The organism is Arthrobacter sp. NPDC058130, from assembly GCF_042884475.1.
Taxonomy (GTDB): Bacteria; Actinomycetota; Actinomycetes; order Actinomycetales; family Micrococcaceae; genus Arthrobacter.
Map to the genome: position 1 here is coordinate 740668 of NZ_JBHVTV010000001.1, position 13776 is coordinate 754443.

The 13776-nt window shown below is 68.2% G+C and carries 11 protein-coding genes; 6 read left to right on the forward strand and 5 right to left on the reverse strand.

The window, feature by feature from the left end:
• Positions 1 to 32: 32 nt before the first annotated feature.
• Positions 33 to 1211 carry a Gfo/Idh/MocA family protein gene (locus ACFVTM_RS03495; protein ID WP_390201968.1) on the forward strand — a complete coding sequence of 393 codons (1179 nt, stop codon included), beginning with the start codon at positions 33 to 35 and terminating at the stop codon, positions 1209 to 1211.
• Positions 1208 to 2227: a sugar phosphate isomerase/epimerase family protein gene (locus ACFVTM_RS03500; RefSeq protein WP_390201970.1), complete on the forward strand. Its 1020-nt coding sequence runs from the start codon at positions 1208 to 1210 to the stop codon at positions 2225 to 2227. Before ACFVTM_RS03495 ends, ACFVTM_RS03500 begins: the two co-directional genes overlap by 4 nt.
• Before the next feature lie 127 nt (positions 2228 to 2354).
• On the opposite strand, the gene tgt is transcribed toward ACFVTM_RS03500, so the two are convergent.
• The 5 genes from tgt to ACFVTM_RS03525 form a co-directional block, all read right to left on the reverse strand.
• Positions 2355 to 3674 carry a tRNA guanosine(34) transglycosylase Tgt gene (gene tgt / locus ACFVTM_RS03505; RefSeq protein WP_390201971.1) on the reverse strand — a complete coding sequence of 440 codons (1320 nt, stop codon included), beginning with the start codon at positions 3672 to 3674 and terminating at the stop codon, positions 2355 to 2357.
• Positions 3675 to 3707: 33 nt separating this feature from the next.
• Positions 3708 to 4433: an SRPBCC domain-containing protein gene (locus ACFVTM_RS03510; protein WP_390201972.1), complete on the reverse strand. Its 726-nt coding sequence runs from the start codon at positions 4431 to 4433 to the stop codon at positions 3708 to 3710.
• 76 nt (positions 4434 to 4509) lie between these two features.
• A complete protein-coding gene (locus tag ACFVTM_RS03515) occupies positions 4510 to 5529 on the reverse strand; it encodes a DUF6707 family protein (protein WP_390201973.1) in 1020 nt (339 codons plus the stop codon).
• 140 nt (positions 5530 to 5669) lie between these two features.
• Entirely contained in the window at positions 5670 to 6209 is a 540-nt protein-coding gene (locus ACFVTM_RS03520) for an NUDIX hydrolase family protein (protein WP_390201974.1), read from the reverse strand.
• A gap of 34 nt (positions 6210 to 6243) precedes the next feature.
• Positions 6244 to 7437 carry a PucR family transcriptional regulator gene (locus ACFVTM_RS03525; RefSeq protein ID WP_390201975.1) on the reverse strand — a complete coding sequence of 398 codons (1194 nt, stop codon included), beginning with the start codon at positions 7435 to 7437 and terminating at the stop codon, positions 6244 to 6246.
• Positions 7438 to 7590: 153 nt separating this feature from the next.
• Between ACFVTM_RS03525 and ACFVTM_RS03530 the strand changes: the two genes are divergently transcribed.
• The 4 genes from ACFVTM_RS03530 to ACFVTM_RS03545 are packed head-to-tail and all read left to right on the forward strand — an operon-like array spanning position 7591 to position 13771.
• Positions 7591 to 8928, forward strand: a complete 1338-nt coding sequence (locus ACFVTM_RS03530; RefSeq protein WP_390201976.1) for an MFS transporter — start codon at positions 7591 to 7593, stop codon at positions 8926 to 8928.
• Positions 8925 to 10565 (forward strand): thiamine pyrophosphate-dependent enzyme, encoded by a 1641-nt coding sequence (locus ACFVTM_RS03535; RefSeq protein WP_390201977.1) that lies wholly within the window; start codon positions 8925 to 8927, stop codon positions 10563 to 10565. Before ACFVTM_RS03530 ends, ACFVTM_RS03535 begins: the two co-directional genes overlap by 4 nt.
• A gap of 12 nt (positions 10566 to 10577) precedes the next feature.
• Positions 10578 to 12005: a gamma-aminobutyraldehyde dehydrogenase gene (locus tag ACFVTM_RS03540; RefSeq protein ID WP_390201979.1), complete on the forward strand. Its 1428-nt coding sequence runs from the start codon at positions 10578 to 10580 to the stop codon at positions 12003 to 12005.
• Positions 12006 to 12025: 20 nt separating this feature from the next.
• Complete coding sequence (locus ACFVTM_RS03545; protein ID WP_390201981.1) at positions 12026 to 13771, forward strand: amidohydrolase; 1746 nt, start codon at positions 12026 to 12028, stop codon at positions 13769 to 13771.
• The last annotated feature ends 5 nt before the right edge of the window (positions 13772 to 13776 follow it).

The following is a 13776-nucleotide window of genomic DNA, read 5'->3' on the forward strand; positions in this document are numbered from 1 at the left end:
GGTGGCCTGGCCGAATTTCAAAGGAGAAATCGATGGCTGACAGTTTAGGAGTCGCCGTAATCGGCGCAGGCATGGCAGGGAAGGCGCACGCTGCCGCGTACCGGACGGCCTCTGCGCTGTACAGCCCGGTTCTTCCTCCCATCAGGCTGGTCTCGATCGGCGACGTCAACGCCGAGTTCGGTTCGCTGGCCGCGAAGCGTTTTGGCTACGAACGCAATGACACGTCGTGGCAGGCGATCGCCGAGGCCGATGACATCGACGTCGTGAGCGTCGTGATCGCAAACTCCCTGCACCGGGAAGTCGTGGAGGGCCTGCTGGCCGCCGGCAAGCATGTACTGTGCGAGAAGCCGCTGAGTGACTCCATCGAGGACGCCCGCGCCATGGCGGACGCGGCCCGCAACGCCAGCTCGATTGCCCGCATCGGCTTCACCTTCCGCCGCACGCCCGGCATTGCGTACATCCGCGACCTCATCCGCACCGGCGTCCTGGGCAACGTCCTGCACTTCAGCGGCCGCTACTGGACCGACTACGGCTTCAGCCCGTCGGCGCCGATGAGCTGGCGCTACAAAGGCGGTCCCGGTTCCGGTGCGCTGGCCGACGTCGGAAGCCACCTCACGTACATCTCTGAGTTCCTCTGCGGCGACATCAAGTCCATCAGCGGCGGACGCCTCAGCACCGTGATCGACAAGCGTCCGCTGCCGCTCGCCGCCGTCATGGGCCACGACCACGCGGCGGTCAGCGACACGTTCGAGCCGGTCGAAAACGACGATTACGCCGCGTTCTCCGCAGAATTCGAGAACGGCGCCGGCAGCTTTGAGGTCTCCCGCGTCGCGGCCGGCCACGCCAACAGCCTCAACTTCGAAGTGTTCTGCGAGAACGGTGCGGCCAAGTTTGACCAGCGCCGCCCCGCTGAAATCCAGCTGTTCCTCAACGACGGATCCGGCAACGAGAACGGCTACCGCCAGGTGATCCTCGGCCCCGGCCACCCCTACATCGCCGGCGGACTTGCCATGGACGCCCCCGAGGTCGGCTTCGGCCAGAATGACGCTTTCGGCTACCAGGCCCGGGCGTTCCTTGAGGAGGTCGCAGGTCTCAGCGAGGCGGAGTCCCTGCCCCGCTGCGCCACGTTCGACGAGGGCGTGCGCAACATGGAACTGCTCGGCGCGGTCGCCGAATCCGCGCTCAACAGCGGGAAGAAAATCACGCTATGAAACTCGGGGTCTACAACGCAATCCTGCACGACCGGCCGCTTCCCGACGCCCTCAAGGTCATCGCCGACCTGGGCCTGACCGGCATCGAAATCAACACGGGCGGATTCCTGCCGGCAGTGCACGTCCCCACCATGGACCAGATCCTCGAATCCGATGCGGCCCGCGATGACTACCTCGCGATGTTCGAGGGGACCGGCGTCTCGATCGCCGGGCTGAACTGCAACGGGAACCCGCTGCACCCCAAGCGTGAAATCGGCGAGAAGCATGCCGAGGACATCCGCCGCTCCATCCGGCTGGCGCAGCGGCTGGGACAGGACCGCGTGGTGACCATGTCCGGCCTGCCCGGCGGCGAGCCCGGCGCCACCACGGTCAACTGGGTGGTCAACGCCTGGAACTCGGCCGCCCTGGACGTGCTCGACTACCAGTGGGGCATCGCGGCCGAGTTCTGGAAGGAAACAGACCGCCTCGCCGCCGACCACGGGGTGAAGGTGGCCCTTGAACTGCACCCGCAGAACATCGTGTTCAACACTGCCGACGTCCACAAGCTCATTGAGCTCACCGGCGCCACCCACGTCGGCGTCGAGCTGGACGCCTCGCACCTGTTCTGGCAGCAGATGGACCCGGTGGCTGTGGTCCGCGAACTCGGTCCGCTTGTGTTCCAGGCGGCTGCGAAGGACGTCCGCGTGAACACGGAGAATGCCGCGCTTTACGGCGTTCTGGACAACAGCTTCCGCCGGCTCTCCCCGGAGGAAAACCGCACCAATCTCGGCGGCGATGAGTGGGCCAACGAGTGGCCCAAAGCCTCCGCGTGGGACTTCGTGGCGCTGGGGCGTGGGCACGACACCGCCTACTGGACCGAGTTCCTGCGCGCGCTCTACGAGGTGGACCCGGACATGCTGGTCAACATCGAGCACGAGGACGTCTCCCTGGGCCGGATCGAGGGCCTCCAGGTGGCGGCCAAGGTCCTGCGGGATGCCGACTCGGCGCTCTCGGCGTCGCTGCACCCCGCGAACTGAGGGGCGGCAAATCACGGCCTGACGGCCCGCCGGCCACGAGTTCGCCGGATCGCTGCGGGGTCGCCGGAAACTTCCGGCGACCCCGCACGTTTCCGGCGACCTCGACGGCGGGACGGTCAGGACGCCCCTAAGAGTAGTAGCGGCCCAGGGTCTCGGCTTTGAACTCGAAGAAGTTGCCGGCCTCGATGGCGAGCCGGGCGTCGTCGACCATCTTCACCACGAAGCGCTCGTTGTGGATCGAGATCAGGGTGGCCGAGACCATCTCCTTGGCCTTGAACAGATGGTGGATGTAGGCCCGCGAGTAGTTCAGGCAGGCGTAGCAGTCGCAGCCTTCCTGCAGCGGGCCGAAATCGCGCTTGTACTTGGCGCCGGAGAGGTTGTACCGGCCGGTGGGGTGGTAGAACGCCGAGTTGCGGGCCACCCGGGTGGGGGAGACGCAGTCGAACGTGTCCGCGCCGTTCTCGATGGCGGTGAAGATGTCGTCCGGTTCGGAGATGCCCAGCAGGTGCCGCGGCTTGTTCTCCGGCAGCTCCTCGTTGCACCAGCGCACGATCGTGCCGAGGTTCTCTTTCTCCAGCGCCCCGCCGATGCCGAAGCCGTCGAAGTTCATGGCGCCAAGGTCGCGGCAGGCCTTGCGGCGCAGATCCTCGTACTGGGCACCCTGGATCACGCCGAACAGGGCCTGGTAAGGCTTGCCGGCGCGCTCGGACGTGAGCCGGAAGTGCTCGGTGATGCACCGTTCGGCCCAGCGCCGGGTCCGTTCCAGGGACTCCTCCTGGTAGCCGCGGGAGTTCTGCAGCGTGGTCAGCTCATCGAACGCGAACATGATGTCCGCGCCGATCTGGTGCTGGACATTCATGGAGATCTCGGGGCTGAAGCGGTGCCGGTCGCCGTTGAGGTGGCTCTTGAACCAGACGCCTTCCTCGTCCACGTGGGCCAGGCGTTCCTTGCCGGGCGCCACGGCGTCGTCGGGTCCTGAGCTGTCCACCGATTTCATGTCGATGACCTTCTTGAACCCCGAGCCCAGGCTCATCACCTGGAAACCGCCGGAATCGGTGAACGTGGGCCCGCGCCAGTTCATGAACGCGCCCAGTCCGCCGGCCTCGTCCAGGATGTCCGCGCCCGGCTGCAGGTACAGGTGGTAGGCGTTGGCCAGTACGGCCTGCGCGCCGAGTTCGGCAATGGATTCCGGCAGCACGGATTTAACCGTGGCCTTGGTGCCGACGGCAATGAACGCCGGGGTCTGGATCTCCCCGTGCGGGGTGGCGATGGTGCCGGTGCGGCCCAGGAATTGCCCGCCGTTGGCGGCAATCTGCGCGGCCGACGGCGGGCACGCCTCGCTCAGGCGCTTGCCCACGCGGAAGGAAAACTCGGACTGCCGGGCAGGCGCGGGGAAAGACTCGGGCAGAGACTCGGGCAAGGAATCGGAGTCAGGATTGGCTGGCACGGTTCAAGTGTGCCAGCTAACGCAGCCCTTGCCTTAGTGGACGGGATCCGATGTGGGGTAGTTCTCAGCCCGCCACTTGTCCCAGTAATTGCGGATCGCCTCCAGCTGGTGGGCCCCGAGGTCGTACGTGGAGACAATCGCCAGGGATCCGCCGTCGGGCCGGACGTCGGCGATGACGGGCTGGTCCGCGACGATCAGCAGGCCGTCCCCGTGCTCGGCGTAGTGGTGGACCGTCAGGCCCACCTGGTGGTTGCTGCGGAACCACACCTTGCCGGAGACCTCCTCGCCAGTGGGCAGGGTGAACGAATACGGTTCCCCGGGCGCCGGGACATCGCTGAGCCCGAGTTTTTCAATCGCGGACCCGTCGCTGCCGGGCATGGAGAAGAACAACGTCCGGCGCTTGCCGTGCGGGTGCCGTTCCAGGGCAAAGCGCAACTGGTGGAGGAAAGTCAGCCAGCCCTGGGTGATGTCCTCGTCCCAGGCCGCCCACTCGGAATTGTGGTCGATGGCCGCCCGCGTGACGCTGACCTCCGTGCCCGTGGGGACGGGTTTCAAGGTGAAGACGTCTCCGCCGTCGACCACCAGGGACGTGTGGTCTGCGCCTTCGACCACGTTGGGGCCGAAGTAGATTTCGCTGATTTCGGCCTGTTGGTCATCGGCCACCCAGCCGTGCCATTGGGCGATCAGGGCGGGTTCGCGCAGCATGGTCCAAACTTGCTGCGCGTCAGAATTAATCACAACGCTCAGATTGTTCGTCATGGGGTGAATCTACAACTCCCGGCCCCCAACGGGTAGGGCCAACTTGTGTGGGCCCACCCCCACTCAGCCCGGGGCGCTAGGCGCGGACCGATTCGAGCTCGTTGCCGATCCGGCGGTCCAGTTCGGTGGCGCCAATGGTTTCGGAGCCGCCATGCGCGCGCAGGAACAGGAGCGCCTCAAGCCGCAGCAGCCGCCATTCGCGTTCCGCGTCCGGGTTCGCGTTGTCGATCGAGCGGAAGATTTCCTTGTCGTACAGGTTCGGCTCGTTGAGCGAACGCTGGCGCACCTTGGCGTTGATCCTGGCCTTGAACGGGTCCATTTCCATGGCCTCGGGCGCGCGGAGCAGTTTTTCGTAGATCCCGGCGCGCGTCTCCTGCCCCAGCTGGCCGCAAATGTAGCTGGAGAGCGCCAGGGTTGACTCCACCGAAGCCCAGCGGTCCGGGTTGCCGTCGAACGGCAGGACGTTAAGGAGGTCGGCCACCGCCAGCGCGTTCTCGGCGTCCTTGAGGATGATGAAGAGCTCGTGCGCGAGGTCGCTGAGGTCCTTCAGGCAGCTTCCGGACTTCGTATTGATGCCCTTGGCGAGCCGTTCGCTGAGCAGCTGGACGCCGACGGAGCCGGGATGGGCCCCGGCCACGGCCTCCACCACAGACTCCGGCGTGCCGTCCGGGGCCGGGATGAGCGCCAGGTCCGCTTCGCTGGGCTCGCTCACCGCCGGCGGTGCAACGGGCTGCGGAGGGACGACGACGGCGGCCGCCGTGTCGGGTGCCTCTTCTTCCGGCTCGGAGGACTGCCCGGACGCCGGATCATCGCCGTCGTCGGAAGTGCCGGAACCGGCAGCGGCGCCGAAAATAACTGACGTGCCTGGCTCGGCGTCTACCGTGAGCCGGATCATGGAACCTGCCGCGATCCGCAGTACGCCGCCGCCGCTGAGGGTCGCCAGGACCATGGCGGGAGTACCGAAATCGTCGGCTTCGACGTCCACGCGCTGGACCTCGGCGGAGCGGTTTCCGTCGGGCAGGATCAGGTGGTCGCCGGCCTGCAGAGATCCAGCCTGCTGTTCACTGTAGTTCCGGGAGGCTGGGGGGTGGGTCATCGGGAGTCCTTAAAGTTCTCTTGCGGTCCGCCCTCCAGTCTACAAAATCGGGTGCGTGAAGTCGGGGACGCAGCGGGCCCCGAGCGTCCCGGGCTGTGCCGGACCCGAAGGTCGGGCTGTGCCGGACCCGAAGGAGCCGGCTAGTTGCCGACGCCCGCGAAGGCCAGCGCCTGCCGGACCAGGGCCCCGCGGCCGCCGCTGAATTCCAGCTGCACGTCCGTGCTCATGACCTCCTGCGGGGTCATCCAGGTCAGTTCGAGGGCGTCCTGCCGCGGGGAGCAATCTCCCGTGACGGGAATGACGTACGCCAGGGAGACGGCGTGCTGGCGGTCGTCCGTGAAACCGGTATGGGACGGCGACGGGAAGTACTCGGCCACCGTGAACGGCACCGGGCTGACCGGCAGCTGCGGGAAGGCCAGCGGGCCCAGGTCCTTCTCCATGTGGCGGAGCAGCGCGGCGCGGATGGTCTCGCGGTAGAGAACGCGGCCGGACACCAGGGAACGGACCATGGTGCCGTCCTCGTCGGCCTGCAGGAGGGTGCCCACCTCGTTCACGAACCCCAGCGGGTCCAGCCGGACCGGAACAGCCTCGACATAGACCATCGGCAGCCGGCCGCGCGCTTCGAACAGGTCGTCGTCGGAGAGCCAGCCGGGATTCGGGTCAGGGGTGCGCACGTTCATGGTTAAGTTCTACCCCATCCCTGACCCCCGGGCCTCACGCCCAGGCGACGACGAGCCGGGCCGTCTGCTCCGGGACCGCCAGGTCCACGCCGGTCAGTTCCTGAAAACGGCTGATCCGGTTGAGGATGGTGTTGCGGTGGCAGAAGAGCTGCTGGGCCGTCGTCGTAACACTGCCTGTTTCCAGATAGTGCCGGACGGTTTCTTCCAGCCGCTCCCGTTCGCCGCCGCGGCACCCGGCCAGGCCCGCCTCAAGGTCGGCCAGCAGGTCCAGGCCGACGTCGAGCATTTGCTGCTTGGCCAGCCGGGCCCAGGCGGCCTCCGCCGACAGGGGCCCGGAATCGGAGGGGCGCAGCAGGGCGGCGAGGCTTCCGGCTGTGCGGGCCGCCGCGGGCAAGGCCCTCAGCCCGGCGACTCCAGGGACATAGCCGCATGGGATCTCACTAAGGGCGGCGGGAACAGGCTGCCGGGAGCCGTCCCGATGCGCCGGGACCGACCAGAACGCGTAGGTGTTGCCGCCGAACTCGTGGACGAAGAAGCGGCTGCGGGTGGGCTGCCCCGCCCCCAGACTGGTGGCGGCGTTTCGGAGGCTCACGGCAGCATCGCCGCTGGCCGCCACGAGTCCGAAGCGGGAGGTCGAGTCCAGGCCCAGGGCCGCGGCGACCTGGCTGACGGTCTCCGCGGTGGGGCTGGTCTGGTTGAACAGCCGGGCGATGAATTCGCGCCGAATGCTGGATTCCTCCTGGGCCATCCGGACCCGTTCGGTCAGGTAGCTCGTGTGGGTCCGCGTGGCGAATTGGTCCACGACGCGCCAGACCCTGTCCACCCTGGATGCCAGCAGCGCGGCGTCCGTGGCATCGGCGATCTGCAGCAGGCTTTCCCAGATGATGCTGAAGTCCAGCCGGACGGCCGAGATCAGTGCCTCGGGCGGGATGCCGGCCCGGGCGCGTTTGGCGCCCAGATCGGCGGCGAATTCGAGGAGCGACTCCATCGCCGGACCGGGGGTGGACTGCTGCCGGAGCTCCTGTCCGCGCAGGCCGTCGATCAAGCGCCTGAACGTTTCGCGGGCGGTCACTTCGAGGTCGCCGCGTCCCACCTGTTTTTCGGCGTACTCGGGGATGTCGCGGACTCTCGACGTGAAGGTCTCGGCCAGCGTGTCCAGCCGCCCGTGGAGCAGCTCCACCAGTTCGGCCCAGCGCCGGGAATCACCCGGCGAATGGAAATTGTGCATTCACACATTCTAGGCACGGAAATGCGTGATGCAATGCTAGTTTTTTGGACGAAATGTGCTGGCAGAATGGAACAAGAGTAATCGGGTGAGCGCAGTCACACCCCGTCGGCCTTGCTGGCCGGTCCCATCCCTTCCGCATTATTTGGAGTAATCATGGCAAGAAGCGCAAGCAACGCCACCACCACCGCCAGCCCGCAGTTACCCGGGGTTGTCGATGAGAGTGTGGCCAAGAAAGTCGCCCTCGCGGCCCTCGTCGGGACGGCGCTGGAGTGGTACGACTTCTTCCTGTTCACCACCGCCGCGGCGCTGGTGTTCAACGCGCAGTACTTCGTGTCCCAGGACCCGTTCGTCTCGGCCATGAGCTCCTTCGCCACCCTCGCAGTGGGCTTCGTGGCCCGCCCGATCGGCGGCTTCATCTTCGGCGCCCTGGGCGACAAGGTGGGCCGGAAGAAGATCCTCATGGTCACCATCGTGGGCATCGGCCTCGTGACCGGGCTCATCGGCCTGCTCCCGAACTACATGACAATCGGCGTCGCGGCCCCTATCCTGCTGGTCGCCCTGCGCATCCTGCAGGGCCTCGCCGTCGGCGGCGAGTGGAGCGGCGCGGTGATCATCGCCGTCGAAAACGCGCCGGTCGCGAAGCGCGCCCGCTACGCCGCCCTGCCGCAGCTCGGCTCGCCGATCGGCACCATCCTGTCCTCGGGCGGGTTCTTCGGAATGCTGTACCTGGTGGGCCAGGCCAACTTCGACGCCTGGGGCTGGCGCATCCCGTTCATCGCGGCGATCCCGCTGCTGGCCGTCTCGATGTGGATCCGCAGCAAGCTCAGCGAGTCCCCGGAATTCGAAGCCCTCATGGAGTCAGGCGAGACCGAGCACGCCCCCATCCGCGGCGTCCTGACCAAGAGCTGGCGCCAGATCCTGGTGGGCATGTGCTCCGCGCTGCTGGGCATCGGCGGTTTCTACCTGATCACCAGCTTCGTGGTCTTCTACGGCACCAAGGTCCTCAAGCTGCCCTCCGAAACCCTGCTGCTCGGCTCGCTGCTGGCCGCAGTCTTTGAAATCTTCGCCCTCATCTGGGCCGGGCGTATGGGCGAGAAGTTCGGTGCCAGCAAGGTCATCCTGTGGGGCGGCATCGCCTCCGCCGCCGTCGCCGTGCCCGTCTTCCTGGCCATCGACACCGCCAACCCCGTCCTGGTGGTCCTGGCCATGATCATCGGAGTCTGCACGCTGTCCGTCCCGTACGCGGTGTCCGGGACTGCCCTGACCGCACTCTTCGCCACGAAGGTCCGCTACACCGGCGTCGCCATCACCTCCAACAGCGCCGGCGTCATCTCCGGCTTCGTGCCGCTGATCGCCACCGCCCTCGTCGCCGCCACCGGCAACTCATTCTGGCCCGGCGCCATCATCTTGCTGGTCGTGTCCGTACTGACCGCACTGTCCGGCATTTTCCTCCCCGCACTGAGCATCGAAGAAAAGGGAATGAAGCATTGAGCACCACAACAACCGCAGGACACCTGATTGTTGCCCAGCTGGAACGGGCCGGCGTCCAGCGCGTCTACGGCGTTCCCGGCGAGAGCTTCCTGGATGTGCTGGACGGCCTGCACGGATCCTCCATCGAAACCGTGGTGACCCGCCACGAAGGCGGAGCCGGGTTCATGGCACTCGCCGAGGGCCGGCTGACGGAGCTTCCGGGCGTGGCCATGGTGACCCGGGGTCCGGGCGCCGCCAACGCCTTCATCGCCATCCACACCGCGCACCAGGACGCCACCCCGATGATCCTGTTCGTCGGCCTCATCCCGGTGGCCGACCGCGGCCGGGAGTCGTTCCAGGAATTCGACATCAATGCCTGGTTCGGCAGCACGGCCAAGAAAGTGGTGACGCTCGACGACGCCGCGTCCGCCGCCCGCGTGGTGGACGACGCGATCTTCACGGCGCTCAGCGGCCGGCCCGGACCCGTGGTGATCGGGCTGCCCGAAGACGTGCTGGTCCACACCATCGAATCGGGCCCAGCGAAATCGTGCACGGTGGAGCCCCGCACCGTGGCCCGGACCGAACCCGCAGCGGCGGACCTCGCCGGCCTTGAGGCGAAGCTGGCCGCGGCCAGCAAGCCCCTGATCGTGGTGGGCGGCGAAGGCTGGGACCAGGAATCCTCCGACGCCCTGGCCGGCTGGGCCTCCCGGCACGGTGTCCCCGTGCTCGCCGATTTCCGCGCCTACGACGCCGTCCCGCACTCCAGCGACTCCTACGCCGGCTACCTCGGCTATGCCCGCAGCGACGCCAACGCCCGCCGCCTCGACGAGGCCGACCTGCTGGTCTTCGTCGGCTGCGTCCGCGCCGACGTCCTCTCCGACGGCTACAAGCGCGGACTGGACGCCGTCACCGTCGTCGTCCACCCCGGCGCCGACCTGCTGGGCCACTTCGGCCGGCTGGACCAGCACATTCCCGCCCACGTCGCGTCCTTCGCCACGGCGCTCGCCGCCACGGATTCCGCGGTGAAACCCGCGGCCGGCTGGCTGGCCGGGGCCCGCGCTGACTACGAGAAGTTCTCGTCCGCGCAGCCTGACGGGGGAACGGGAGTGGACCTCGCCGTCGTGATGGAAATCCTCAAGCAGGAAATGGACCACGACGCCGTCATCACCTACGGGGCCGGGAACCACTCGCTGTGGCCGGCCCGCTACCTCAAGCACACCACCGCGAACTCCCTCGCCGCGCCCCGGAACGGTGCCATGGGCATGGGGATCCCGGCCGCGGTGGCCGCGTCCCTGGCCTACCCCGGCCGCCAGGTGATCTCCGTGGCAGGCGATGGCTGCTTCATGATGAACGGCCAGGAAATCGCCACCGCCATGGGCCACGGCGGGAAGTTCATCGCCCTGGTGGTGGACAACGGAATCTTCGCCACCATCCGCGAACACCAGGAAGGCCACTACCCGGGCCGCCCCTCGGGCACCCACATGACCAACCCGGACTTCGCCGCGCTGGCCCGCTCCTACGGCGGCTACGGCGAACGCGTGGAGAAGGCCGAGGACTTCGGCGCAGCCTTCCGCCGCGCCGTTGACTCCGGGCTGCCGGCCGTCCTGCACCTCCCGCAGGACCCCACCACCCGCTCACCCAAGACCGCCAGCAACTGACCGGAGCCCGCCATGATCACCCTGCACAACATCATCAACGGCGAGATCGTCCCAGGCACCGCCGCGGACGGCTCGGCCGAGGCCACCCTGCCGTTCTTCGACCCCGCCACCGGGGTACAGCTCGGCACCGCACCGGACAGCGACGCCGCCACCGTGGACCGGGCCTTCCAGGCCGCCCACGCCGCCTTCAAGAGCTACAAGCGGACCACCCCGGCCGAACGCCAGGCCATGATGCTCACACTCGCCGACCTCATCGAGGCCAACGTCGACCGGCTCCTGGACGCCGAGGTGGCCTGCACCGGGAAGCCCCGCGAGGTCACCCGCGAGATTGAGATCCTCCGCGGCGCCGACCAGCTGCGCTTCTTCGCCGGCGCCTGCCGCGTGGTCTCCGGGACCGCGCAGACCGAATACGTCCGCGGCTTTTCCTCCACCGTCCGGCGCGAACCCCTCGGCGTGGTCGCCCAGATCACCCCGTGGAACTACCCGTTCATGATGGCCATCTGGAAGATCGGACCGGCGCTCGCCGCCGGGAACACCCTCGTCCTGAAGCCCGCGGACACCACCCCCTGGTCCACGCTGGTCCTGGGCGAGCTGGCGCAGGAGGCCTACCCGGCCGGCGTCGTGAACGTCATCTGCGGCGGCCGCGGGACCGGCGCCGCCATGGTGGATCACGAGATCCCGGAAATGGTGTCCATCACCGGCTCCACCCGGGCCGGGGCACAGGTGATGTCCGCGGCGTCCAAGACGCTCAAGGACGTCCACCTGGAACTCGGCGGCAAGGCCCCGGCAATCGTCTTCGCCGACACCGACATTGACCAGGCGGCCCGGGAGATCGCGCTCGGTGCGTTCTTCAACGCCGGCCAGGACTGCACCGCCGTGACCCGCGTGCTCGTGGAGGAACCGATCCACCAGGAGTTCGGCGCCGCCCTGGCAGCGGCCGCCGCAGCGCTCAAGGTCGGCGGCGACGCCGCAGACCTGGGCCCGCTGAACAGCGCCGCCCAGCTGGACCGCGTGGAGGGCTTCATGTCCCGGCTCCCCGCGAACGCCAAGGTCCTCGCCGGGGGCAAGCGCACGGGCGCCGGCTTCCACTTCGAACCGACAGTGATCGACGGAGTGCTCCAGGCCGACGAGGTGGTGTGCGAGGAAATCTTCGGACCCGTCGTCACCATCCAGCCCTTCCGGGACGAGGCGGAGGCCGTGGAGCTCGCCAACGGGACCAAGTACGCGCTGGCGTCCAGCGTCTGGTCGAACAACCACGGCGTGGTCACCCGGGTGTCCAACGAGCTGGACTTCGGCGCCGTCTGGATCAACTGCCACCAGGTGATCCCGGCCGAGGCCCCGCATGGCGGGTTCAAGCACTCCGGCACCGGCAAGGACCTCTCCGTCTTTGGCCTGGAGGATTACACCCGCCTCAAGTCAGTCACCACCTCCCACCGCTGAGAACCACGCAAGGTAATCCCATGAAACTCGATCTGCTGCTGCGCAACGCGGACATCATCACCATGGACGAGCGCCGCCCGCGTGCCACCTCGCTGGGGGTCTGGCAGGGCCGGATTGTGGGCCTCGACGACGACCTGGACGGGCTGGAGGCCGCCGAGGTCCTGGACCTGGCCGGCGCCACCGTGACCCCCGGCTTCATCGACGCGCACTGCCACACCACCTGGTTCGGGCTCGGCCTCGGCGAACTGGACGTCTCCGGCGCCCGCGGCCTGAACCAGCTCTACGCCCTGCTGGAGGCCGGCATGGCCGCAGACGCCGCCGCGGGGGACGGGGACGGTGACGGCCAGGCGCCGGGCTGGCTGCTGGCCACCGGGTTCAGCCAGACGCAGCACGGCGGCGAATTTCCGGACATCACCGTCCTGGACCGGATCACGGGAAGCCGGCCGCTGTTCATGCGGCACAACTCCGGCCACATGGCCGTGGTCAACACCGCCGCGCTCCGGCTGGCCGACGCCGAACCGGCGTCGTTCCCGGACCCCGACGGCGGCGTGATCGTCCGCGACGCCGGCGGCCGCCCCACCGGGCTGGTCCAGGAAACCGCCCAGCAGCTGATCCAGCAGCTGATCCTGCCGTACTCCACCGAGGCGATCGAAGAAGCCCTGGACCGGGCCACCCGCCATTACGCCGCGGAGGGCATCACCAGCTTCACCGAGGCCGGGATTGGCGGCGGCTGGATCGGGCACAGCCCGGTGGAGCTGGCCGCCTACCAGCGGGCGGCGTCCGCGGGCAGGCTCCATGCCCGGGCACAGCTGATGCCGGTCCTTGATGTGCTGCACCCGCTCGGCGGGCCGCACGCGCCGGAAACTGCACGGGCCGGCCTGGATCTGGGCATCGCCAGCGGATTTGGCGACGACTTCCTGTCCCTGGGCCCGGCGAAGGTGTTCCTCGACGGGTCGCTGCTGGGCGAAACGGCCGCGGTCAGCCAGGACTACTGCAGCCACGGCGGGACGGACAACACTGGCAACACCGGCTATTTCCAGGCGGAACCGGAGGCGCTCCGGACCAAGATCGAGGCCGCCTACGCGGCCGGGTGGTCAATCGCGGCGCACGCCATCGGCGACCGCGCCGTTGACCTCGCCATCGACATCATCGCCAGCTGCGCCGCGAAGTACGGCCCGCGGACGGTGCCCAACAGGATCGAACACGCCTCGATGACCCGGCCGGAGCAGCTTCAGCGGCTGGCCGCCGCGGACATCGCCGTCACCCCGCAGGCCAGCTTCTTCTCCGACGGAGGGGACGGCATGACGCTTTCGCTCGGTCCGGAACGGCTCGGCTGGGCCTACCGGGCGGCGTCGTTCCTTGCCGGGGGAGTGACGCTCGCCGGCAGCTCCGACCGCCCCGTGGCGGACGGAAACGTGCTCCGCGGAATGCAGGCCTTCGTGGACCGGCGCACCGCCTCCGGGGCCATCTTCGGGAACCCGGACGAGCGGCTGAGCCCGCTCCAGGCCCTGGGGGCGTACACCACCGGAGCCGCCGCAGCCACTGGCACCTCCGGCGTCAAAGGATCGCTGACCGCCGGCAAGCTGGCCGACTTCACCGTCCTGTCCGGGTCCCCGCTCACCGCGGACAGCATCGCCGAACTTGAGGTGCTGGCCACCGCCGTCGGGGGGAACTTTACGTTCCGGAGCCCCGGCCCCACATCCCCGGTTGCGGCCGATTCGGCCGCAACCGGTCCACTCTTCAGCGCCGCCACCAATCGTTCATAGGGGAA